Genomic DNA, 24,183 nt, shown 5'->3' with positions numbered 1-24,183 from the left:
GCTGAACGTCCCCTTCCGCTAGAGTGAACGAAGTCTGCAGTGCCTGCTGCCAGCACCACCGTGTGGGACGGTGAACGCAACCCGTGATGTGGGATCACGGATGCAGCAGGACCCGAGGGGTCGGGATGCAGACGATGCTGGGGACGTGGGGTCCCTGGTCTGGGGAAATTCTGGGGAAAACATGGCGCACTGGGGAATTCTGCGTACATACACGGCTCAAGGGGCCTCGGCATGACTTCCGTCGAGGATGCTCTGAGCATCACTCGCACGGGGTCGGTCTTCTCGCCGATCGCTGCTCCGCGAGCCACCACCAAGTCGGTCACGCGCACGGTGGTCACACCGCGCGTGTCCGCGACGCTGGAGCGACGCCGTCAGTGGGAGCGGCGTTATCGGATGCGACTGCGGATCTCGGATGCTGGGGTCATCCTGTCCGCCGCCGCTATCACCGCAGCGGTCCAGCTGATGTCGGGTGTCGCGGGGGAAGAGGCCCTGCGACACGGCATCCTGCTGGTCCCGCTCTGGTATCTGATGCTCAGCGCCCTGCATACACGTGATGCAGCGCTGTTCCGCGCCAGCGCCACCGAGTACCGCGGTGTGGTGCACGCCAGCGGGCTGGCCTTCGGGATCATGGCCATGCTCAGTGTCGTGCTCGGCTGGCAGTCGATGCAGCTCGTGCTGCTCGTCGGCCTGCCGCTCGGTGTCCTCGCGCTGCTCATCACCCGCTGGGTGTGGCGGCACTGGCTGACGGCGCAGCGTGCGCGCGGGCGGTTCGCCTCGCGCACGCTCGTCGTCGGCAACAGGGACGACGTAGAATACGTCGTCCGCACTCTGCATCCGATCGGCGCCTCGGGGTATCAGGTGGTGGGTGCCACCCTCCTCGACGGCAACGCCCGCGACGTCGACATCGACGGCACGCACTTCCCGGTCATCGGCAACGTGAACTCCGTCGCGACCGTCGCCGCCGAGCTCGGAGCCGACACGATCATCGTCGCGAGCCGCCCCGACGGCGAGCCGGACTTCGTCAAGAAGCTCAGCTGGCAGCTCGAAGGCACGGCGGCGGAGCTGGTCCTGTCCAGCCGCCTCACCGACGTCGCCGGTCCCCGCATCTCGTTCGCCGCCGTCGAGGGCCTGCCGCTCATCCAGGTGCAGATCCCCACGTACGAAGGCGGCCGCCACGTGCTCAAGCGCGCGCTCGACATCGCCGTCGCCGCCGTCGCGCTCATCCCGATCGCCCTGATCACGCCGTTCCTCGCGCTCCTCGTGAAGCTGGACTCGCCGGGTCCGCTGTTCTTCCTCCAGGAGCGCGTGGGGCGCGACGGCCGCATCTTCAAGATCGTCAAGTTCCGCTCGATGAAGACGGATGCCGAGCAGCAGCTCGCCGCTCTCAAGGAGCAGAACGAGGGCGCCGGTCTCCTCTTCAAGATGAAGGACGACCCGCGCGTGACCCGCGTGGGACGGATCCTGCGCAAGCTGTCGCTCGACGAGCTGCCGCAGTTCTGGAACGTCCTCGTCGGCGACATGAGCGTCGTCGGCCCGCGCCCGCCGCTGCAGAGCGAGGTCACCGCCTACGACGGCACTGTCTTCCGTCGCCTCTACATCAAGCCGGGCATCACCGGGCTGTGGCAGGTCTCCGGGCGCAGCGACCTGTCGTGGGACGAGAGCGTGCGCCTCGATCTCCGCTACGTCGAGAACTGGTCCGTGATGAACGACCTGCAGATCATGTGGCGCACGGCCAAGGTCATGGTGCAGCCCAGCGGGGCATACTGATTCCATGACCAAGGGGAATGCCCTCACCATCGCGATGGTGGGGACACGAGGGGTGCCTGCCGCTTACGGCGGATTCGAGACGGCGGTCGAGGAGGTCGGTCGGCGACTCGTCGATCGCGGCCACGACGTCGTCGTCTACACGCGCGGTTCCGAGACCCGTGAGAAGGAGTACCTCGGCATGCGCGTGGTGCACCTGCCCGCCGTGCCGGTGAAGCAGGTCGAGACCCTGAGTCACACCGGGCTCTCCACCCTGCACCTCATGACGCGCCGCGCGCCCGACGCCGCGTTCGTGTTCAACGCCGCGAACTCCCCGTTCCTCCCCCTGCTCCGGCTGCGCCGGGTCCCGACGGCCCTGCACATGGACGGACTCGAGTGGCGGCGCTCGAAGTGGGGTGCCCGCGGCAAGGCCTACTACCGCTGGGCGGAGCAGTTCGGCGTGCGCACCGCCGACGCGCTCATCGCGGACGCACCCGGCATCGCCGACTACTACTCCCACCAGTTCCAGGTCCCCACCGAGATGATCCGGTACGGGGCTCCGATCCTCGAGTCGGTCGCCGCGGGGCGCATCGAGGAGCTCGGGCTCACTCCCGAGGGATTCCACGTCGTCGTGGCCCGCTTCGAGCCGGAGAACCACGTGCTCGAGATCGTGGAGGGCTACCGTCGCAGCACGTCGACGCGACCCCTCGTCGTCGTGGGCTCCGCGCCGTACAGCAGCGAGTACACGCAGCGCATCCAGCAGGCGGCGCGCGGCGACGACCGCATCCGTCTGATCGGCGGCGTCTACGATCAGGAGCTGCTCGACGCCCTGTACTTCCATGCGGTCACCTACGCGCACGGGCACTCCGTAGGCGGCACTAACCCGTCACTGCTGCGGGCGATGGGCGCGGGCACCGCGGTGATCGCCTACGACGTGGGCTTCAACCACGAGGTGCTCGACGACCAGGGGTGGTTCTTCTCCTCGCCCGACGACGCGGCGCGGGCGTTCGAGCAGGCCGAGGCCGACGCCGACGCGACCGCTCGACTCGGCGATGCGGCGCGGGATCGCGCGCGCGACGCCTTCCGGTGGGACGACGTGACCGACGCCTACGAGGCTCTCGCCCGCTCGCTGGCGGCGAGGACCTCGATCCACCGCGTCGCACGGAAGGCCCGCCGCCAGGCGTCCGAGTGGTGAGCGCCGGCCCACCATCCGCCGGTCACGAACGAGAGGCGAGCTCCCGGCGCAGTCGGGACGCGAGCAGCCGGGTGTCGGCAGCCGCTCTCTCGAGCCCCCTGCGGTGGGCGCGTCCGCCGAGCTGGTGCACGTCGACGACATCCAGCGGACTCGCCGCCTCCCCCCGCCAGCGGCGTCGCGACGGCATCGGCAGGTCGAGGGTCCCGCGACGGGAATCGAGAACGGCCGCGTACTCGGCGAGGGTCGAGGCGGTGACCGGCTCCTCGCCCAGCAGCAGCGCCTCACGGAGGGTGAAGGTGCGGGACCGCGCACTCGGACGCACGCCGGCGATCAGCGCTCGCTCGTCGAGCGACGCGGCGATCACGAGATCGGCGGCATCGACGTCCTCGGCCTCCAGCCGTGCCGAGTGGTGGCCGGCGGCCTCCGGCGCGAGCTCGACCACGATGCGGCAGGCGCGACGCCCCTCGGGGGCCTGCGTGCCGACGGACTCGACGCGCCATCGCGGTGTGCCGAGGCCGAGTTCACCCTCGGCTCGGAACGACTCCTCGAACACCGCCGACATCAACGCCGAACGGCACACGTTCTGCGCGCACACGAACAAGACGCTCTCAGCCATCCCGAACTCCATCCCCAGTGATCATCGAGGGATCCCCAGATCCCGGCGGTTTCCACTCGACCGCGCCGACACGGTAAGAATGATCTCACACACCGCCGACGAGGTCCGCGGTGGATCTCCTCACGAAGGGAACGGGGGTCGCCGTGCTCGTCCTCATCGTCCATCCCGGCGCTGAGCTCTATGGCGCCGATCGCGTGACTCTCGAATCCGCCACCGGTCTGGTGTCGGCGGGACACGACGTGGTTGCCGCCCTGCCCGAGACGGGACCTCTGGTCGCCGCGCTCGAGGAGCGCGGCGCGCGGGTCGTCGTGTCGCGGATGTTCGTGCTCCGCAAGCAGCTGCTGCGCCCGCGTCGGTGGCCGGAGCTCATCGGCTCGGCGGTGACGGGCTTCGTCGAGTCCTGGCGCCTCGTCTCCCGCCATCGGCCCGACGCCGCCTACGTCAGCACGGTGATCCTGCCGCAATGGCCCGCTCTCCTCCGCATCCGGCGCGTGCCGACCGTCACGCATGTGCACGAGGCGGAGTCGGAGTCGCCGTGGGCGCTCCGCGCCTTCCTCTACGCGCCGCAGCTCTGGGCGCACCGCGTCGTCGCGAACAGCAGGTTCACCGCCGACCTGATGCTCCGCTCGCTGCCACTTCTCCGCCGCAAGACCGGCGTGATCCTCAACCCGATCCCCGGTCCGACCGCGCCATCGCCGCCTCGGACCGCTCTCGACGTCATCCGCCTGGGATACGTGGGTCGGCTCTCCCCGCGCAAGGCACCGGATGCCGTCATCGCCGCCGTCGCCCTGCTGCGCGATCGCGGGCGGGAGGCACGGCTCGAGATCGTGGGAGACGTCTTCCGCGGATACGAGTGGTACGCATCCGAGCTCGAGGAGCGGATCCAGACCGAGGGTCTGGGCGACGCGGTGACGATGCACGGATACGACGCCGACGTCTGGCCCCATCTGGCCGCGTGCGACGTGATGGTCGTGCCGTCGCGCACCGACGAGTCCTTCGGCAACACCGCCGTCGAGGCGGTGCTCGCCGAGAGGGCGGTCGTCGCGAGCGACATCAGCGGGCTCCGCGAGGCGGTGTCCGACTACCCGACCTCCCGCGTCGTCGCGCCCGGTGACCCCGTCGCGATCGCCGATGCCGTCGAGGAGCTCGCCGGACGCTGGGACGACGTCGTGCGCCACGCGGCGTCGTCGGCGGCGACGGCATCCGATCGCCACTCGGTCGCGAGATACCGGCGGAACGTGACCCGGGCGATCGAGCGAGCGGCCGGGGTGCGTGAATCAGGCGTTCAGGGCGAATTCACCGAGCTGAACAGGGGAGAATAGGTTCGGCGAGCATTTCCGTCCAGGAGATGCCCGCTCGCCTTGGGGGAGAGGGAAAGAACATGACGCTGCAGGACTACATCGACGCCCTCCGACGGCAGTGGATCGTCATCGTCGCGCTGACGGTGCTCGGTGTCGGCGCGGCTTTCGGCTACGCGCGCACCCTCCCGCCCGAGTACAGCTCGACCGCGGCGGTCATGGTCATCGCCCAGCGCGGCGACAGCACCAACGAGCTCGTGCAGGGATCGAGCTACGTGCAGAGCCTCGTCCAGACCTACGCGGTGCTCGCGTCGTCGCCTCTCGTGCTGTCCCCCGTGATCGAGGAGCTCGACCTCGACGAGACCGCGACGCAGCTCGCCAAGCGCGTCTCCGTCGTGAACACGCTGAACACGGTCGTGATCGAGATCTCGGTGACGGACACCGACAAGGAACGTGCGCAGGAGACGGCCGCGGCGATCACGGATTCCCTGATCTCGGCTGTCTCCGACGTCTCGCCGAGCGACGCCGAGGGACAACCGGCCGTTCGCCTCGAGACGATCGCGCCCGCGCGGATGCCGCAGGCCCCGATCGGCCCGAACACGCGTCTGCTCACCATCATCGGCGCCGCGATCGGCTTCGGCCTGAGCGTGGCGTATGCGCTGTTCCGCCGCGTCCTGGGCACCCGCATGACCGAGCGCTCCGACATCGCCGCCGTCACCGACGCCCCCGTTCTCGGCGAGATCGTGGCCTGGCGACGCAACTACACGATCCTGTCGACGATGCTGCGCAGCAGGGACAGCCGGTCGGCCGAATCCTTCCGCGCGCTCGCCGCCAACCTCAAGTACGTCGCCGTCGACCGCGACCTCCGCGTCGTGATGGTGACCTCGTCGGCGCCGCACGAGGGGAAGTCCTCGGTGAGCATCGGCCTGGCCGCCGCCCTCGCGGAGTCAGGGCACAGCGTGGTCATCATCGACGCCGACCTGCGCCGGTCGTCCGTCGCGAACGCTCTGCAGCTCGAAGGCGCCGTCGGCGTCACCTCCATCCTCGTCGGCGACGTCACCCTGGAGGAGACGGTGCAGCACTCCGAGTCGATGAACATCGATGTCGTCGCCGGGGGCGCCACGGCCCCGAACCCGGGGCAGCTGATCACCTCCCACCGCCTCCGCGATCTCGTGGCGGAGGCCCGGGATCGGTACGAGTACGTGATCATCGACAGTGCCCCGGCGCTCGTCGTCTCCGACGCGCTGTGGCTCGCCGACCTGGCTGACGGCGTCCTCGTCGTGGCCCGCTCGGGGAAGACGCGACGCAAGCAGATCAGCGCGGTCCTCTCCACCCTCAAGTCCACGCACAAGGACGTGTTCGGCATCGTCCTCAACGCGGTCAAGCGCAACGAGAGCAGCCCGTACTACCAGCCCGACGTCCCGACGCGACGGTGGCCCCGCTCGTCCGCGCGCAAGTCCGTCACCGCGACGTCGGGCGCCGCGAAGTCCGGAGCGACCGAGTCCCGGGTCGAGGACGCACCGGACGCATGAGCGTCCTCCTCTCCCTCCTCGCACGGGCCGTCTCGATGGCCGTCTCCCTCGTCTGCGGAGTCCTGACGGTCCGGCTGATCATGGGGGGCGCGGGGGTCGAGTACTACGCCCTGTACACCCTCGTCGCCTCGCTCCCGGGACTGATCGCCTTCTCCGACCTCGGCTCCGGCGCCGTCCTCGTCAACAGCATCGCCGTGAGCGACGATCCGCGCGCCGATCGCACGATCCGCGCGCAGCTGACCACAGTGGGGCGCATCATGGTCGGCTTCGCGGGTGCGGGCATGGTGCTCAATGCACTGCTCTACCTGACCGGAGCCTGGCGGATCGTGCTCGGCGATGCCGGGAGCATCCCGGGCGCCGATCTCGCGGCGTTCGTGTCGTTGACGATCTTCTGCGCGGGCATCCCCCTCGGCATCTGGCAGCGAGTCCTGCTCGGCCTGCACAAGAACCACTGGATCATCCTCATCCAGGCCGCGCAGGGCCCCCTCAATCTGCTGCTGGTGTGGCTCCTCGTCTCGTTCGCTCCGCCGTCGGCCGGGACGTTCCTCGCCCTGTCGTCGATGGTGTCGGGCTTCCTCGTCGCCGCCGTCGGGTTCGGCTTCGCTTTCGGCGCGCTGTCCCCGCTGCTGGGCCGCGCCGCCCGCGATCTCCTCCGCATGCGCAGCGTCCCCGGCGTCCGGGTCATGCACATCGGTTGGCCGATGCTCGTCCAGCTCGTGTCGGCGCCGCTGTCCGTGGCGCTCCTGCGCTACATCCTCGCGCAGTCGGGAACCACGCACGAGGTGGCCGAGTACGGCGCCGTCGGCCAGGTCTTCTTCGCGATCAACGGCGTCGTCGCCGCGGGCGGGCTGGCTCTGTGGCCTCTCTTCACGCGCGGCCGAGCACGCGGCACCCTGACGCGGGGTCCGTTCCTGATCGCCGCTCTGTTCGCCGCCGGCGCCGCGGTGATCTGCGCCCTCGTCTGGGCCGTCTCGCCGTGGCTGTTCGCGTTCATCACCGACGGCTCGCTGCAGGTGTCCGGCGAGACGGTGGTCGCGTTCGGCCTGATGGTCGTCTGCCAGGCGGCGCTGTATCCTCTGGGCATGTTCCTCATGGACGAGGCGGGCATCCGGTTCCAGATGATCCCCGTCGCGCTCATGACCGTGTCGACCATCGCGCTCGCCCTGACCATCACGCCCGCACTCGGCGCCGCCGGTCCCGTCCTCGCCAACGCCGCGTCGGTCCTCGTCTTCCAGGTGATCCCCTTCGCCGTCTACATCCGACGTCATCGGGAGCGACTGATGGGCGCCACGACTCCTGACGATCCAGCGTCATGAAGGTGCTCGCCGCGCTCGTCTGCGTGATCCTCGCCGCGCGCGTCACGCTGCTGCAGGGCGTCACGGCGGGCATCGTGCTGAGCGTGCTGCTGCTGCCGGTGTGGGCGGTCGCGCTCTGGCGCCTGCGCGGGGGGTCGGCGATCATGGGCTTCGGCGCCCTGTCGATCGTCAGCGGGATCGTGCTGACCGATTTCTTCGCAGCCGACCACACGACCAGCGACTCGCTCCTGCAGCAGAACAGCTTCACCCTGATCAGCCTCGTCGGCGGCATCGGCGTGGTGGTCTGGGCGCGCAGCATCCTCGGCTCCGCCGCGACCGCTCTCTGGTACGGCTGCGGCCTTCTCGGCGGCGTGGTGCTGCACGGACTCAACATGGACAACGTGTGGAAGTTCGACCTCTCGGTCCCGGCGACCGTGATCGTCCTCGCGCTCTGCATGCTGAGCCGCAAGCCCTGGCTCGAGGTCGGAGCGCTGGCGCTGCTTGCCGTCGTCTCTGCGCTCAACGACTCCCGCTCGGCGGGCTCCATGCTTCTCGTGGCGGCCGCGCTCGTCGTGTGGCAGACGGTCAGCGCGCGGCTCACGACGAGCTCCAACACCGTCCGGACACTGGCGGTGTTCGGCCTCACCGCCGTCATCGGTTATTTCGCGCTGCAGGCGTTCATCCTCGAAGGATGGTTCGGCCGCGCCGCGGCCGTCCGCTCCGAGGAGCAGATCGCCCTCTCCGGGTCCCTGCTGCTCGGCGGGCGCCCGGAGCTCGGCGCCTCGACGGAGCTGATCGCGGCCAATCCGCTCGGGCTCGGCTCGGGCACGCTGGCGAACGGCATCGATCTCCTCGTCGCCAAGACCGGCATGGCCCGGCTCAACTACGACCCGAACAACGGGTACGTCGAGAAGTACATGTTCGGGAACGGCTTCGAGGTTCATTCGATGCTGGGGGACCTCTGGATCCGCTTCGGCCTGTTCGGGGCGGCGCTGCTGCTCACCCTCCTCGTGATCGTCGCACTCGGCACCGCCGGCCAGGTCGCGAAGCGCCAGGCGAGCGGGCTCGTCGTCTTCCTCGCGATCCAGGCGTTCTGGGACTCCCTGTTCTCGCCGTTCTTCTCGACATCCATCTCGACTCTCGTGCTCGCCGTGGCGCTGACGCTGGTCCCCCGCACGCGGACCTCCGACCCCTCCGCGACCCGACTGGACTTCGTCAGCTTCTCGCGCTGACCGCCTCTCCCCCGGCGGCCGTCCGCCCGAGCCGCGACCGCGACCGGCGATGACGGCCCGACCACGACCACGGCCACGAACACGAGCGCGACCACGAGCGCGACCACGAAGAAGGTGCCGGTCCCGCTGCTGCGGAACCGGCACCCTGTCCGTGCTGTGTGCTGTGCGTCTCCCTCAGCGCCGTGCGGCGCTCAGGGCTTGGTGATCGTCAGGTCGTCCCAACGGAACGTGGTCGTCGGCACGGTGGATGCTCCCGACACGGTGTTCATCAGACCCACGGTGCCCGCTGCCTGCATGGCGGCGGTGCTGTCGGTCGCGGACGCCTGCCAGGTCGCGGGCTCCGGGTCGGTCGCCAGCCAGACCTTCGCGGCCAGCGTGGTCGGAGCCGTTCCCGTGACGGAGAGGGCCACGTTGAGCGCCGTCCCCGGTGTGTAGGTGACCCCGGGCATGAGGTACGAGCCGATCGCCACCTCGTCACGGAGCAGGTAGAGGCGAACCGCGCCGCCGACCTCGAACCGCACGCGGGCCGAGTAGTTCGACGCGCCGACCTGACGTCCGATCACGGTGGCTGTCGCCGCGCCGCCGGCCGAGGCCGAGTCGGACGAGATCGAGACCCGCACGACGGCATCCGTTCCCGAAAGACCCAGACGCGCGATCCTGGTCGATGACGGTGTGAGAGCGGCGATTCCCTTGCCGTCCGCCACGCTGTACGAGGCGGACCCACCGGACAGCGTCCACGCCCCGCCGGTGTCGGCCGATCCCCACCCGCCGGCCGGAACCGTGCGCGTGAAGGTGTCGGCGGCGAGCGGCGCGTTGGCCGGAGGAGCCGTGACCGTGACCTGCTTGGTGATCGACGTGGTCGCGCCGCTGTTGTCCGTGACCGTGAGGGTCACGTCGAACGTTCCACCGGTGGTGTACGTGTGCGACGTCGCCGCTCCGGTTCCCGTGCCGCTGTCGCCGAAGCTCCAGGCGTACGACTGGATCGTGCCGTCCGGATCGGACGACGCGGCACCGTCGACCGCGACCGAGAGGCCGGTGACCGTGGGCGTGAAGGCCGCGACCGGAGCCTGGTTCGGCGCCGGGGCGACGGTCACGTCGATGGTCTTCGTGCTCACACCTCCGCGATCGTCGGTGACCGTCAGCTTGACGGGATAGGTGCCCGCCGCCGCGTAGGTGCGCGTGGCGGTGACTCCGGTCGCCGTCGAGCCGTCTCCGAAGGTCCAGGCGTACGACTGGATCGAGCCGTCCGCGTCGGCGGATGCCGCGGCGTCCACCGTCACCTTGAGCCCGGCGGTCGTCGGCGTGAAGGCCGCGGTCGGGAGCTGGTTCGGCGCCGTCGGAGCCGTCGGGTCGACCACGGCGTAGGACTTCAGGTCCATGGTCGCGGTCGGCGTGGAGGAGGTCCCGCCGAGGTAGGTCAGCAGACCCACCGTGCCGGGTTCCTGCAGCGCCGCGGTCGTGTCGGTGCCGGACAGCTGCCAGGCAGCCGGCTCTGCGTCGGCGGAACGCCAGACCTTCGTGCGCACGGTCGTCGGCGAGGTGCCGGTGACCTGCAGTCGGACGGAGAGCTCCGTGCCCGCGGTGTAGGTGCCGGGGAGCACGTAGGACGCCCCGATGGCGGTCTCGCCGCGCAGGATGTAGACCCGCATGGTGTTGCCTGCCTCGAAGCGGACGCGGGCCGAGTAGTTGTCCGACGCGACCTGGCGGCCGATCAGCGTCCACGAGTAGCCGGCGCCGGTGCGGTCGACGGAGAACTTCGCCGTGATGTCGGAGTTCTTCGAGGAGACCGCGTTGAGCCTGACGCTCCGCGTGTCGTAGGTGTTGGACACGATCCGACCCGACGTCCCCGTGGTCGAGAACGCGGCATTGCCGCCGGAGGTCGTCCACGCTCCGCCCACGTCGGCGGTACCCCAGCCGGGCGACACGGTGCGTGCGAACTTGTCCGAGGCCAGCACCGTGAACTTCGGCGGCTCGACGGCCGTGAGCTGCTTCGTCGCCGCGGCGGTCCCGCCGCGGTCGTCGGTCACCGTCACGGTCACGGTGTACGAACCGCCCGCCGCGTAGTCGTGGGTGGTGGTCGCCGTCGTCGTGGTCGCCGTCGTCGAGTCGCCGAAGTCCCACGCATACGACACGATCTGACCGTCGGAGTCCGCCGACGCCGAGGCGTCGAGGGACGCGGCGAGGTTCGAGATGGTCCCGGCCAGCGCGGCCGTCGGCGGCGCGTTCGGCGCGAGCGCGGCCGTCACCTGCCTGGTGGTGGTCGTGCTGCCGCCGCGATCGTCGGTCACCGTCAGCGTGACGGTGTACTCGCCGGGGGTCGTGTAGGCGTGGGACGCGGTCTTGCCGCTGCCCACCGCGCCGTCGCCGAACGCCCACGAGTAGGTCGCCAGCGTGCCGTCGGGGTCCGTCGACGCCGAGGCGTCCACGGCGACGTTCATGTGGGTCGCCACCGCATCGAACGCGGCGGTCGGCAGCACGTTCGCCGCCCGCACCGTGACGGGGTGGGTGATGGTGTCTGTCGTGCCGCGGTCGTCCGTCACCGAGAGCTTCACCTGATAGGTCCCGCCCGAGGTGAAGGAGTGCGACACGGTCGGCCCCTCCGTGGAGGTGTGCCCGTCGCCGAAGTCCCAGCTGTACGCCGCGACGGCCCCGTCGGGGTCGACCGAGGTCGAGGCGTCGAAAGCGACGTCCAGGTCGGTCGGGATGCTGCTGAACGCGGCCGTCGGGGCCTCGTTGACCGACCCGAACGCGCCGAGCTGGTAGTGCTGGTTCACCTGTGCGGCCGTGATGGCCGTGCTGTAGACCGCGACCTCGTCGATCGTGCCCGTGAAGGTCGTCGCGCCGCCCCATCCGGTGTCGTTGCCGACCCGCCAGTAGCCGTTGTAGTTCTGCGCGGTGCTGTTCGGATTGGTGCCCACGAGGGCGCCGTCGACGTAGAACTTCATGCCGTCGCTCGAGAGCTGGCCCACCACCTGGTGCCACTGGCCGTCGTTGTACGAACCGGAGGTCGTGATGAGGTTCTGCTGCGTCGTGTAGACCCCGAAGTTCAGCTTGCCGTCCGGAGTCATGTAGATGTGACGGTCGTTGCTGCTGCTGAGACCGCTGTTGCTGTCGCCGAATCCGACGATCTTGCCCCCGGCGTTCGTCGTCGTCTTGAACCACGCCTCCACCGAGAAGACCTGCGGGTTGATGTACTGCTTGGTCCCGGCGAGCCGGACGGTCGTGGAGCTCGTGGTCGGCGCCCAGCGGACGGCCGTGTTCGAGACCCCGGAGATCGCTCCGGCCTGGTTCTTCACGAGCACGCTCGTGCTGCCCGTGTAGGTGCCCGTCGACTTGTTGATGCCCGAGTCGGCGGCCGTCGTGGTGGTGCCGGTCTCGCCCATCCGCCAGTACAGCGTCGGGTCGAGGTCGAACACGGACGCGCCGTACGCATCGGCCGGAGCCGGGGGGATCGTCGTCGCCCTGCCGCTCGAGACGTAGTGCGAGTCGACCTCCGTGCGCGTGAGCGCCCGGTCGTAGATCGCGACGTTCGAGATCGCGCCGTTCAGATATGCGCTGGTGCCGGTGTTGGGCCACGAGCCGAGGTTGTCGCCGCCGATCCTCCAGTACCCGGTGTACTCCTGAGCAGACGTCGTGTCGGTGCGCTCGCCGACCTTCACTCCGTCGATGTAGAGCACCTGCCCGGCGGGGCTCAGCGAGGCGACGACGTAATGCCACTTGTTGTCATTGAAGCCGGTGCCGCTGGTGACCGTGCGGCTCGAGCCCGGGTACACCCCGAAGGTGACGCGCCCCGAGTTGTCGAGATAGACCTGCCGGTCGTAGCTCGACGAGTTGCCTGTCGCAGAGGAGCCGAAGCCCACGATCTTGCCGCCGCGGGTACTGCTCGTCTTGAACCAGGCCTCGACCGTGAAAGTGGTCGGGCCGGTCACGGAGTTCGACGTGCGCGCGGCGGAACTGCTGGTGCCGCTGAACGTCGTCGCGGTGGACGGGCTCGTCAGGTTCGGTCCGGTCGTGCCGCGCGTCGCGCCGGCGACCACGAGGTCGTTGCCGCCCGCCCAGTCGAACGACGCGGTGCCGCTCGGCTCGTTCAGCGGCCAGTAGTCGACCGGCCCGCTCTCGAGGATGGCGTCGTCGTACGCCGACGTGACTCCGGCGGCCGCCGTCGTGACGGGTGTCCAGTCACTCTGCGTGCTGTTGCCGAACGCGTCGATCGCACGCACCCGATAGTTGTAGGTCGTCCCCGGCACCGCCGTCGAGTCGCGATAGGACATCGAGGGGCGGGTCCAGAAGTTCGACAGCTGCTCCGCCTCGTAGATGGGCGTGGTCATGCCCTTGTCCTGACGGAAGACCTGGTACTTCAGGCTCTGGTTGTCGCGGTCGTAGTTCGCGCTCCACGACAGGCGGTTGACGCCGGTCTGGAAGGAGGTGGCGTTGAGCGTCCAGGCGCCGCCCTGTACCTGTGGTCCTTGTTTGTTGGGCGCCACGCCCTTCTTGGCGAACCGCACGATGCCCTGCTGCGAGGCGCCGTTGACCTTGAGGAACTCGCCGCCGACGAGCAGGTAGTCGCCGTACGCCGTGACCTGCCACGGACCCTGGGACTGTCCGGTGTAGTTGCCTGGCACGTACTCCGGGTACCACTGCAGAAGGGCGCCGGCCGGCTGACCCGCGAAGTTTCGGTAGCCCTGCGTGTCGTTCGTGATGGCCTGTCCGCTGGGCTCTTTCGCGAAAGCCAGCGAATGCTTGTAGGAGCGCGGATTCGTCTCGGGGAAGCCGCCCACGTTGCCGCAGTAGTGCGGGTGACCGACGACGTAGACGCTGTCCCCCACGGGCGCGATGTCGTAGCTGTCTCCGTGGCAGTCCTCCATCCAGATGAGGCTGCCGTCGCTCCAGTTGGCGCGGAATCCGCCCTCGAAGCCGTCCTGCGAGGTTCCGCCGTAGTCGAAGCCCGTGCCGTAGACGCTGTCGCCGTCGGAGGACAGCGAGTACATCGCGGCGGCCGTGCCGCCGTTGCGGAGCACGCTGTTCATCGCCCACGGCATCAGCGTGCCGGTGTTGGCGTCGAGCGCGGTGATGCCGCGGCCGGGATCGGTCGATCCGTTCACCGAGGTGAAGGAGCCCGCGATCACGATCTTGCTGCGATCGGGGGAGACGACGACGCCCTTCGCGCCGTAGCCGCCCTGGACGTCGGCCGAGAATCCGGTCACCGCGCCGGTGGCGGGAGAGACCGATGCGACCTTCGTCCGCTGCGTGCCGTTGATCGTGGTGAACTCTCCGGCCAGATAGATCGCCGAGTCGGTCACGGCGATCGCGTCGATGCGGCCGTTGGCCTCGGGCGCCCACGATGTGATGAGCGCGCCGGTCGCGGTGTCGAAGGCGGCGACGCGGTAGCGCCACGAGCCGGCAGCCTGCGAGAACATGCCGGCGACGTAGATGCGCGAACCGTCGGCCGACTTCTTGATGTCCAGGACCGTCCCGTTGGTGCCCGGGTTCCAGGAGCTGATCAGCGCACCGGTCGTGAGGTCGTATGCGAGCAGATTGGCGCGGGCGGTCTCGTTCGATCCCGCGGGCGAACCGGCCGGTCGCGCCTTCGCGAAGCTGCCGCCGACGTAGACCGTGTTGCCCACGACCTCCTGCGCGTACACCACACCGTCGATCTGGACGGTGGGCAGCGCATCGGCCGCGAATGTCTCAGGCGTACCCGCCGCGGGCGTCGTGTCCGCTGCCGCGGCGACCGGAACGGTCAGCGCGCCGACGGTCAAAGCCAGCGCGGTCGCGATCGCTCCCCACAGCGAGGCCCCTCGTGAACGGCGGATGCCGCGCTTCTCGGCCGCAACGATACGGCCACCCCAATTGATGTGCACTTTTTCTCCCCAGAGTCTGCACAGCGCGCACAGAAGCGGCGCTTTTCGAAGACCGCCTCCCACAGACAGCCTTTTCCCCTCGCGCTGAGCCTAGGGCACAGCGTGCATATCGGCAAGACTCGTGTCGAACCGATGTATGGACTTTCGTCCAGCGCGGCTCAGCCGACGGCGCCGCGGAAGACGAACGCGGGCTGTCCGGCCCGGTAGTCGACGGTCAGGGTGACGTCGTCCCGCTGGTTCTCCGGGATGCTGAAGACGTAGACGCCCTCCGCCGAGTCGCCGTCGGCCAGAGTCCCCGAGAAGGGGTCTCCTCCCGGTCGGACGAGGCCGCCGGCCGGCGTCCTCCCCTCGCCGAGATAGGCGTTGACCGAGATGAGTCCGAGATCGACGTCCTCCCCCGTGTCGTTGGTGAGCGACAGGGTGAACTGCACGGCCGGTCCGGCGATCTCGCCGGCCTGGACGGCTTCGCCCTGGACGCTCGTCATGGCGGTGATCGACGCGACGAGCCCCGCGCCGTTGTCGGCGGGCTCGTCCGGAGCCACCGGACCCAGCTCCGGCATCGTGCCCGGCGTCGCCGAGGGGTCGGGGGTGGGCTGCGCGCTCGGATCCGCGTCGGTCGGCGTCTCCGCCGTCGACGACGGCGTCGGACCGCTCGACGGCGCCGGGTCGTCCCCGGCCCCGGCCGTGAGGGCGATGTACACGATGACGGCGATCACGACCGCGGCGGCGACGGCCACCCAGACCCAGATCCTGCGGCGCGGGCTCCTGCCCGATCCGTCCGATGCTTCGACCATGCTGTCCACTCCCCTGACCAGGCCGTCGTCATCTCGACGGACGGCGCGATTCTATCCGAAGCAGACCGTCAGCCCTCGGCGCGCCGCGTTCCGCGGGCGATCCGCCGGCCGTCGCGCCAGCCGCGCCACACGGCTCCGACGGGACGTCGGGGACGCAGCAGCTGTCGGCGTCCGCCGCGCAGGAGGACCTCCTTCGCGGCCCGCACCGAGCCGGCGTCCCACCGGCGGACCGTGTCCGGGCCGAGCAGCTTGTGCGCGAGCAGCATCCGGTTCCTGACGTTGTAGTAGTAGTAGAGCGGCGATTTCGCCGCGACGTGCGGGTCGCCGATCCCCTGCGTCCCGCCCTCGTCGTGCACCGCCCTCGCGTCCTCCACCAGCAGGAGCCGGCCGCCGGCGTCCTCGACCCTGAGCGAGAAGTCCACGTCCTCCCAGTAGAGGAAGTAGTCCTCGTCGAAGCCTCCGACGGCGTCCCATGCCGAGGCGTTGATCATGAGCGCGGCCCCGGTGAGCCAGCGTCGCACGGCCGCGTGCGGATTCCGCTGCGCCCAGGCGCGCCCGTGCGTCGCCCCGTCCGCGAGATCGAGCACGTGCCCCGCCGACCAGATCCGCCCCGCGCCGTCCTCGACGATCGGCGCGGCGACGACCGCGGCGTCCGTGTCGACGGCGGCGAGCAGTCGCCCGACATCATCGGCGCCGATCGAGGCATCCGGATTGATCAGCAGGAAGCGCGTGCGGCCGTCGGCCCTCGCGGCCTCGACGCCCGTGTTCACGCCGACGCCGAATCCGCGGTTCTCGGTCTGCAGGAGCGCGACCCATCCCTCGCGAGCGGCGAGCTCCTCGATCGCTCCCGCCTCGTGCGCCGTCGAGCGGTTGTCGACGACGTACACCGCGGCATCGGGCAGAGCTCGTCCGGTCGGGACCAGGTTGCGCTCGAGGAGCGCGGAGGAGCCGTAGTTGACGACGACGATCGCGAGGGTCGCGCCGTCACCCATTCGCCGCACCGGCGGTCAGGGTCCGCATCGCTCGGAACCAGCGCACCGCGGCCAGCAGGCAGAAGGCGGCGGCGGCGGCGAAGAAGAACGCATAGGCGACGGCGAAGACGGTGGACCATCCCCACAGCACGTAGACGAGGCAGACGATCCCGTAGTCGACGGGGAGGAGCACGATCGAGCGCAGGGCTCCGCCCCCGCCCTGCTCCGCGGAGGACCGGATGCCCTTCGACGCCTTGAGCAGATCGTTCAGGATCATGCCGAAGAAGGTGGCCGTGGCGACGACGGCGAACGCCAGCGGCACCAGCACATACGCCGTCGGGAGATCGCTGAAGCGGTAGAGGCCGATCGCCGTCGCGATCGGCAGCGAGACGATCTTTATGGCGTCGATGAAGTGGTCGAGCCACTCTCCGGCGAGCGAGCCGCCGCCCCGCAGACGGGCGACCTGTCCGTCGGCCGAGTCGAGCGCGTAGCCGATCGCGAGCAGGAGCCACACCAGCAGACCGGTCCACCACGACGGGTCGACGAGCGCGAGGACGAGGATGCCGGAGAACGTGAAGACCGCGCTGATCGCGGTGACGCCGTTCGGCGTGAGGCCGATGCGGTGGGCGATCGCCGCGAACACCCGGCCGACGGGGCGGTTGACGTAGACGCTGTATGCGGGAGCCCCCTTGGCGCGCCCCTTCTGCGCCGAGGCGAGACGCCTCATGGAATCGGCAAAGCTCTCCGTGGTCATTCGGCGTGTCCCCTCCGTCGAACCCCGGTGAGGGCCCTCAGTCACCAGATAGAGTATGCCTTGCCGAGGGGGCTCGCATCTGGGGAGCGATGCCGACGCCGCGGCGAAGGGGAGGGCTTTGTCATGACCGTCGTCGACCCTGTGCACGGTGCGCGGAGGCCCCGGGTGCTGATCAGCGCCTACGCCTGCGGTCCGGACCTCGGACCCGAGGCCTCGGCCGGCTGGGCGATCGCCCGCGCCGCAGCCGAGACCGGCGACGTGTGGATCCTCACCCGTGAGCGCTTCCGCGAGGCCCTCGACGCCGCCCTCGCCGCCTCGCCCGACCTCGCGGCTCGGATCACCGTCGTGCACATCGACCTGCCCGCGCGCATCATGCGGTGGAAGCGCAGGGGGTGGGACCTGTACTGGTACTACGCCCTGTGGCAGCGGCTCGTCGGCCGTCGAGCCGCTGAGCTGCACGCGGAGGTCGGCTTCGACCTCGCGCACCACGTCACCTTCGCGAACGACTGGATGCCGTGCGGCATCGCCGACCTCGACGTCCCCGTCGTCTGGGGACCGGTGGGCGGGGCGAGTCGCGTGCCGATCATGAGGCTGCGGCGCTGGCTGGGCCTCCGCGGCACGATCACCGAGGTCGCCCGCACGGCGCTCACCGCCCTTCCGCGCGCGGTGTGGGGTGACCCGACGGCGCGTCGCGCCGCCCTCGTCGTCGCTCAGAATCCCGACGTCGCGCACCGGTTCCGCCGGGCGAGGAACGTCGTCGTGGAGCCGAACGCGTCCTTCGCGGAGGAGATCCCCCCGCACCGCGGCAGCGAGTCCGGACGCACGGCGGTGTTCGCCGGGCGTCTGCTCGCCTGGAAGGGCGCCGCGCTCGCCGTCGAGACGATCTCCCGACCGGCCGCCGACGGCTGGCGCCTGCGGATCCTCGGCGAAGGATATGAGCGGCGCCGTCTGCAGCGCCTCGTCTCGTCACTCGGCCTCGAGGACCGCGTCGAGTTCCTCGGCCATGTCTCCCGCACGGACGCCCTCGACGCCCTCGCATCGTCGGACGCGCTGCTGTTCCCGTCGATGCACGACCAGGCCGGCTGGATCGCGGGCGAGGCGAGCGCCATGGGCCTCCCGGTCGTCTGCCTCGACCTCGGCGGTCCGCCGACACTCGCCGATGTCAACGCCCGCGTCGTGAGCGCCGACGAGCCCGACCTCCCCGACCGGCTGGCCGAGGCCCTCCGCGCGGCCGGCGACTCCCCCGGCCGTCCGCATTCGCGCTGGTCCGAGGCGCGACTGCCTGCCGTGGTCGGCGGGTGGTACGCGACGGCGCTGCGAGGCGGCGGGCGTCCTCTGGTCGTGATGGAGTCGCTCACGCAGCTCCGCCCCACCACGAACCCCTACCTCGTGCAGCTCTGCGCGTCTCTCGACGCGACCCCGGGAGTCGAGCTCTCGCTGTTCAGCTGGCGCCGGGCGCTGCTCGGCCGTCTCGACGTCTTCCACGTGCACTGGCCGGAGCTGCTCGTGGGAGGGCACAAGCTCTCCGGACGCATCGCGCGACGGATCCTCACCGTCGCCTTCCTCCTCCGGGTGCGGCTGACCGGCGTCGCCGTCGTGCGCACTCTCCACAACCTGGAGCGGCCGTCGGGGATGTCGCGGCTCGATCTGGCCCTGCTCGACCGGCTCGATCGACTCACCACCCTCACGGTCACGCTCAACGACCACACCGACCTGCCGGAGGGGAAGGCCCGACGGACCATCCTGCACGGCCACTACCGGGACTGGTTCGCGCCGCATCCGGCTCCGGCCGCGGTGGCGGGACGGATGGGCTACGTCGGCCTGATCCGCCGCTACAAAGGGGTGGAGCAGCTCATCGAGGCCTTCCGAGCACTGGATGCCGACGGGTCGTCGCTCTCGGTCGCGGGTCGCCCGTCGACCGACGAGCTGTCGACCGAGCTCACGACGCTCGCCGGCGACGACCGCCGCATCGAGTTCGACTTCCGATTCCTCGACGACGCCGAGCTGGTCCGTCGGATCGCCGAGTCGGAGGTGGTGGTCCTCCCCTACCGACACATGCACAATTCGGGCACCGCGCTCGCCGCGCTCTCCGTCGGACGACCGATCCTCGTGCCGGACAACGACGTGAACCGCGCGCTGGCCGAGGAGGTGGGCGAGCAGTGGGTGCACCTGTTCGACGGCGAGCTCTCCGATGCCGACCTCGCCCGGGTGCGCGACGCGATCGGGACCGGCATCGACGGCCTGCCCGAGCTGTCGCGCCGCGACTGGTCCACGGTCGGGGCGGCCCACGCCGAAGCGTTCCACGCGGCTGCCGCCCTGCGTCGGGCATCGCGATGACCGACGACGCCCTGCGCATCGCCGTCGCGATCCCGACATATCGACGACCGGAGCGCCTGGCCGACCTGCTCGCTCTGCTGCCGGAGCGCTTCAACGAGGTGGGCGCCGGCATCGACCCGCACGTGTTCGTCATCGACAACGATCCCGCGCGGAGCGCCGAAGAGGTGGCGACGGCGCGAGCGGGAGAGGATGTCGAGGCGCCGAGCGCTGCCGTCACCTACGCGCCGGAACCCACGCCGGGGATCGCCGCCGCCCGCCAGCACGCCCTCGACGTGGCTCGGGACTTCGACCTCCTCGTGTTCATCGACGATGACGAGGTGCCGCGTCCCGGCTGGCTGCGCGCGCTGGTGGACACCTGGCGCCGCACGGGCGCGGCGGCCGTCGCCGGCCACGTGCACACCGAGTTCCCTCCGGAGACCGACCCCTGGGTGCGGGCGTCCGGACTGTTCGCACGACCGCTCCGCGAGGACGGCGCATCCCTGCCCGCGGCGGGAGCGGGCAATCTGCTGCTCGATCTCGCGCAGGTGCGTGCGGCCGGCGTCTCCTTCGACGTGTCGCTCGGGCTCTCGGGCGGCGAGGACACGCTGTTCACCCGGTCCCTCGTCCGCGCAGGGGGCCGCGTCGTCGCGTGCCCCGGCTCCGTCGCCGAGGACGCGCTGGAGGCCGGTCGGGCGACCAGACGGTTCGCGCTGTCCCGGGCCCGGCACCACGGTCAGACCCAGTCCGTGATCGAGCTCCGCCTCGCTCACGGGCCGACCGGACGGGCGGTGTCCCGGCTGCGCAACCTCGTGAAGGGCCTCGGCTGGGCGGTTCGGGGCAGTGTCGGCCGCGCCCTCGGCGCGATGACCGGGTCGCTGACGCGCCGCGCCCGCGCCGCCCGCGAGGTGCAGCGCGGGATCGGGCTCGTGCAGGGAGCGATCGGCGCCGCGGCGCCGGAATACGCCAGGGACACGCGCCGCGCCGGCGGTGTCCTCGCCCGCGTCCGCACCATCGCGCTGCGGGTCGTGCGCGGCATATCGCCCCTCTACCGCTCGGCCACCGGGGTCCGCACCGCCGCGCGGCACGTCGTGCTGACCCTCGACGACGGCCCCGACCCCGAATGGACGCCCCGCATCCTCGACGAGCTCGCGGCCCGCGGCGCGACGGCGACCTTCTTCGTGCTCCTCACCCGCGCACGGCTGCACCCCGAGCTCCTCACCCGTATCGCGTCGGAGGGTCACGAGATCGCGCTGCACGGCGCTGACCACCGGCGGATCACGTCTCTCCCGGCCGATGAGGCGCAGCGGATGCTGGTCGACTCGCGCGCCGAGCTGGAGAGCCGGCTCGGCCGCACGGTGCGCTGGTACCGCCCGCCCTATGGAGCGCTCACCGCGTCCGCGTGGCGGGCGGTCCGGACGGCGGGCATGCTCCCCGTCCTGTGGACGACGAGCGTGCTGGACGGCCGGGACGCCTCGCACGCGGAGCGCCTCAGCCGAGCCGTGTCGGGGGTCGGCCCCGGCTCGATCGTCCTCGCGCACGATTCTCGCGCCGGTGCGGGCGACGGGGTCGATGACCCCTCGATCACGCCGTTCGACCGTGCGGCGCTGATCGCAGACGTCCTCGACGAGTACGAGCGGATGGGCCTTGCGGCGGTGTCGCTCGAGAACGCGCTGCGGTCGGGACGGCTCCGGCGCCGGATGGTGCTCGTCGGCTGAGCCCTCCGTGGCGGAGGACTCAGCCGACGACTCATCGACCGATCAGCGTGCGGTCACGGGCGGCTGCAGTGCGCCGACCGTGCGAGCCGGTGCCGAGATGCCCAGTGCGGCGACGATGTGGGCGGGAAGGGTGTTCGCGCCGGCGACCGGGCTGGCCGCGGTCAGCTGCCAGGTGGTCTTGTCGATCACCGGTGCGCCCTCGACGAGGACGGAGCTCGCATCGCCGCCGGTGTGCGCGCGGAACTCCTCGATCGTCGTGAACCCGCGCGTGCCGCTCGACCCCGCGGCCCAGCACGCGAAGTTCGCGGGCGAGGACGCCGACGTCCGGTGATACAGGTTCGCGTCCTGCGAGATCCCGAAGTCGTTGCCGAACCACCGGTTGGTCAGATCCTGCGAGAGCATCGGGCACGCCTGACCGCCGTAGGACAGGATGTTGTTGCGCACCACGACGTCGCTCGTGATCCACGGGATCGCCGATGCGAGCGCCGCGACCTCCTGGCGCCGCTCATCCTGCATGTAGGTGATCGTCCGGCCGTTGCCCGAGAGCGTGTTGTTCCAGATGTCCACGTCTCCGGAGTCGAAGACGAAGATCCCGCTGTTGAGGTTGTCGATGATGTAGTTGCCCGCGACGACGGCGGTCTGGCTGAGCTCGATCTCGAGACCCTCCCGACCGTTGCCCTTGAAGACGTTGTCGGTGACCTTCAGGTTCGAGCTCGACACGTCGAACCACAGGCCCGTGGACCCGACGTTGTCCGAGATGATGCTGTCGGTCACGGTGATGTCCGTCCCTCGCGAGATCTTCACTCCGCCGGCGACGGGCGTGTAGTTGAACTTCGCGGCGTTGTTGCCCGTGACCAGCGAGTTCTCGAGTCGGAGGTTGGTCGCGTCGTTCACGCCGATGCCCAGAAGGCCGTTGCCCGTGACCGTGAGGTTGCGGAAGATCTTGTCGTCGTTCCATGCGAAGAGGCCGACGGTCGCGTTGTCGCGGATCACCATGTTCTCGAGCGTGATGCCGTCGACCTCGGCGCTGACCGTTCCGAGCAGAGCGGTGGTCGTGGCGTAGCGCTGGACGCCGATGCCGCGGATCGTCGTGCCCGCGCCCTGGATCTTGATCCCCTTGGCGAGCGCGCTCGCCTCGACGCCGTGACCGTTGGGGTCGGAGCCGATGACGAGCTGGCGCGCGCCCTGGTCGACGAAGAAGGTCCCCGCGGTCACGGCGCCGCGGCTGCCCACCTGCGTGAGGCGGTTGCCGTCGACCCAGACCTGGTCGGGGTAGCCGGCCATGGGGTTGTCCTTGTTCACCCACCAGCCCGTCTCGTCCTGGTTGGCGCTGAACGACACACGGGAGTCGAAGAAGCTGTCCCACGACGCCGCCCAGGTCGAACCCGACTGCACCCAGCCGGACACGGGACGCGATCCGTCGAACCACACGGCCTCGCCGGGTGCCGACTGGATCGTGAGCTTCTTCGAGAACGGCACGCTGATGCTCTCTCGATACGTGCCGGCACGCAGGACGAGCGTCGCTCCGCTCGGCGCCGCGTCGATCGCGCGCTGCGCGCCCGCGACGGGGCTGTCCTTCGTCCCGGGACCCGAGCTGCGCGTCCCCTCCGGGACCACGTAGATCGCCGAGGCCGGAGCGGCGTAGCTCGTCTTTCCGACGGGGACGGAGCCGGCGACCGCAGCGCCCGGAGCGGGGGCAGGAGCAGGAGCAGGAGCAGGCGCAGGAGCAGGGGCCGGAGCAGGAGCCGGGGCCGGAGCAGGCGCAGGGGCAGGAGCAGGAGCCGGCGCAGGAGCCGGCGCAGGAGCAGGGGCCGGAGCGGGCGCCGGCGCAGGAGCAGGAGCAGGCTCAGGCTGCGGCTCTGGTGCGGGAGCAGGCTCAGGCTGCGGCTCCGGAGCAGGCTGCGGCTCCGGAGCAGGCTCCGGCTGCGGCTGCGGCTGCGGAGCAGGAGCGGGCTCCGGCGAGGGAGCGGGCTCCGGCGCAGGCACGGGCTGCAGATCCGGGGAGTCGACGGTGAGATCGTCGACGCGCAGGTGGATCGACCGGTTGCCGCCGGACATGTAGGTCTGGATGCCGGGCGTGCCGGCCGTCGTCACCGCGTCGGCGGAGCGGTCGGTCGCGGAGACCTGCCAATCGGGCTGAGGCTGCCCGACGATCCATGCGCGCGCCCGCACCGCGACATCGTCGACGCCCCGGGTGTCGATCTCGACGCGGATGGAAGCGTTCTGGGGCACCTCATCGATGAGGAGGAGATCCTGGCGGAGCACGGTCTGCACGTCGTCGCCGTCGTACCGGGCGAGCGACAGCACTCCTCGGGATTGCGTGTCGAGGCGGAATCGGGCTCCGTAGGACCCGGAGTCCCCGTTCCGCGACGTGACGATGGCCGTGGCTCCGTAGCCCTCGGTCGGCACGGCGGAGAAGCTCAGAGTCGCGCCGACGACGCCGTCGGTCGAGGTGGCGATCGTCGATTCGTGCATCGTGCGCTGGCCGCCGCTGATGCGGATGAGGCCCACGTCGTCGCTGACGGATGCCGCGGAGGCGGGTGACGAGACGTAGTCGTCCCCCCATCCCGCATCGGTCGTGCGGGAGAAGCTGTCGGTCCAGGACGTGGGCTGCGAGTCGGCGTCAGCCGGAGCGGCCATCGCCGACTGGGGCGTCAGGACGAGAGCGGCGATGAGGAGTGCGGAGGAGGGTAAGAGGGCATGACGAGTGAGGGAGTTACGCATTCGGGCACCTATTCGGGAGGGGGCAGCCGTTTCGGGGGAGCGAATTCACGAAATATATAGATTCGGTAACGGCCGTGATCATCAAACACAACGTCCAGCGGATCCACAAAACTCTGAGCGCGTTCTTACGGGAACTT

14 protein-coding genes are annotated in these 24,183 nt (G+C 70.3%); 8 read left to right on the top strand and 6 right to left on the bottom strand.

Annotated elements, in window-relative coordinates; translation table 11 throughout:
- Window positions 1–231 precede the first annotated feature (231 nt).
- Together A4X16_RS01700 and A4X16_RS01695 are read left to right on the top strand one after the other, a co-directional pair.
- Window positions 232–1,767: a sugar transferase gene (locus A4X16_RS01700; RefSeq protein WP_067115471.1), complete on the top strand. Its 1,536-nt coding sequence runs from the start codon at window positions 232–234 to the stop codon at window positions 1,765–1,767.
- Between the two features lie 4 nt (window positions 1,768–1,771).
- Window positions 1,772–2,938 carry a DUF1972 domain-containing protein gene (locus tag A4X16_RS01695; RefSeq protein WP_067115469.1) on the top strand — a complete coding sequence of 389 codons (1,167 nt, stop codon included), beginning with the start codon at window positions 1,772–1,774 and terminating at the stop codon, window positions 2,936–2,938.
- Between the two features lie 22 nt (window positions 2,939–2,960).
- On the opposite strand, the gene A4X16_RS01690 is transcribed toward A4X16_RS01695, so the two are convergent.
- Entirely contained in the window at window positions 2,961–3,554 is a 594-nt protein-coding gene (locus A4X16_RS01690) for an arsenate reductase/protein-tyrosine-phosphatase family protein (RefSeq protein ID WP_197491744.1), read from the bottom strand.
- A 110-nt stretch (window positions 3,555–3,664) separates the two neighbouring features.
- Here A4X16_RS01690 and A4X16_RS01685 point away from each other — a divergent pair, with 110 nt between their 5' ends.
- The 4 genes from A4X16_RS01685 to A4X16_RS01670 are packed head-to-tail and all read left to right on the top strand — an operon-like array spanning window position 3,665 to window position 8,911.
- Complete coding sequence (locus A4X16_RS01685; RefSeq protein ID WP_082914206.1) at window positions 3,665–4,876, top strand: glycosyltransferase; 1,212 nt, start codon at window positions 3,665–3,667, stop codon at window positions 4,874–4,876.
- Between the two features lie 59 nt (window positions 4,877–4,935).
- Entirely contained in the window at window positions 4,936–6,384 is a 1,449-nt protein-coding gene (locus A4X16_RS01680; RefSeq protein WP_067115462.1) for a polysaccharide biosynthesis tyrosine autokinase, read from the top strand.
- Window positions 6,381–7,700 carry a hypothetical protein gene (locus A4X16_RS01675; RefSeq protein WP_067115460.1) on the top strand — a complete coding sequence of 440 codons (1,320 nt, stop codon included), beginning with the start codon at window positions 6,381–6,383 and terminating at the stop codon, window positions 7,698–7,700. The genes A4X16_RS01680 and A4X16_RS01675 overlap by 4 nt, the downstream gene beginning before the upstream one ends.
- A complete protein-coding gene (locus A4X16_RS01670; protein ID WP_067115457.1) occupies window positions 7,697–8,911 on the top strand; it encodes a hypothetical protein in 1,215 nt (404 codons plus the stop codon). The genes A4X16_RS01675 and A4X16_RS01670 overlap by 4 nt, the downstream gene beginning before the upstream one ends.
- A 191-nt stretch (window positions 8,912–9,102) precedes the next feature.
- Here A4X16_RS01670 and A4X16_RS01665 read toward each other — a convergent pair whose 3' ends face one another.
- From A4X16_RS01665 to A4X16_RS01650, 4 genes are all read right to left on the bottom strand, one after another.
- Window positions 9,103–14,772 carry a PKD domain-containing protein gene (locus A4X16_RS01665; protein WP_082914204.1) on the bottom strand — a complete coding sequence of 1,890 codons (5,670 nt, stop codon included), beginning with the start codon at window positions 14,770–14,772 and terminating at the stop codon, window positions 9,103–9,105.
- Between the two features lie 158 nt (window positions 14,773–14,930).
- Window positions 14,931–15,566: a hypothetical protein gene (locus tag A4X16_RS01660; RefSeq protein ID WP_157559918.1), complete on the bottom strand. Its 636-nt coding sequence runs from the start codon at window positions 15,564–15,566 to the stop codon at window positions 14,931–14,933.
- Window positions 15,567–15,634: 68 nt separating this feature from the next.
- Complete coding sequence (locus A4X16_RS01655; RefSeq protein WP_067115452.1) at window positions 15,635–16,558, bottom strand: glycosyltransferase family 2 protein; 924 nt, start codon at window positions 16,556–16,558, stop codon at window positions 15,635–15,637.
- On the bottom strand, window positions 16,551–17,264 hold the full coding sequence (locus A4X16_RS01650; RefSeq protein ID WP_231880231.1) for a CDP-alcohol phosphatidyltransferase family protein: 714 nt from the start codon (window positions 17,262–17,264) through the stop codon (window positions 16,551–16,553). The genes A4X16_RS01655 and A4X16_RS01650 overlap by 8 nt, the downstream gene beginning before the upstream one ends.
- Window positions 17,265–17,414: 150 nt before the next feature.
- On the opposite strand from A4X16_RS01650, the gene A4X16_RS17335 reads away from it, so the two are divergent.
- Both A4X16_RS17335 and A4X16_RS01640 read left to right on the top strand, forming a co-directional pair.
- Entirely contained in the window at window positions 17,415–19,628 is a 2,214-nt protein-coding gene (locus tag A4X16_RS17335; RefSeq protein WP_082914203.1) for a glycosyltransferase family 4 protein, read from the top strand.
- Window positions 19,625–21,322 carry a polysaccharide deacetylase family protein gene (locus tag A4X16_RS01640; RefSeq protein WP_067115447.1) on the top strand — a complete coding sequence of 566 codons (1,698 nt, stop codon included), beginning with the start codon at window positions 19,625–19,627 and terminating at the stop codon, window positions 21,320–21,322. Before A4X16_RS17335 ends, A4X16_RS01640 begins: the two co-directional genes overlap by 4 nt.
- Before the next feature lie 42 nt (window positions 21,323–21,364).
- Here the strand turns inward: A4X16_RS01640 and A4X16_RS01635 are convergent, their stop codons facing one another.
- On the bottom strand, window positions 21,365–24,046 hold the full coding sequence (locus A4X16_RS01635; protein ID WP_157559917.1) for a right-handed parallel beta-helix repeat-containing protein: 2,682 nt from the start codon (window positions 24,044–24,046) through the stop codon (window positions 21,365–21,367).
- Window positions 24,047–24,183 lie beyond the last annotated feature (137 nt).

Origin of the sequence: Microbacterium sp. H83, from assembly GCF_001650405.1 — a bacterium.
In the GTDB taxonomy this organism is placed as follows: Bacteria; Actinomycetota; Actinomycetes; order Actinomycetales; family Microbacteriaceae; genus Microbacterium.
The sequence above is the reverse complement of the archived record's forward strand: the minus strand, read 5'-3'. Positions and strand labels throughout refer to the sequence as shown.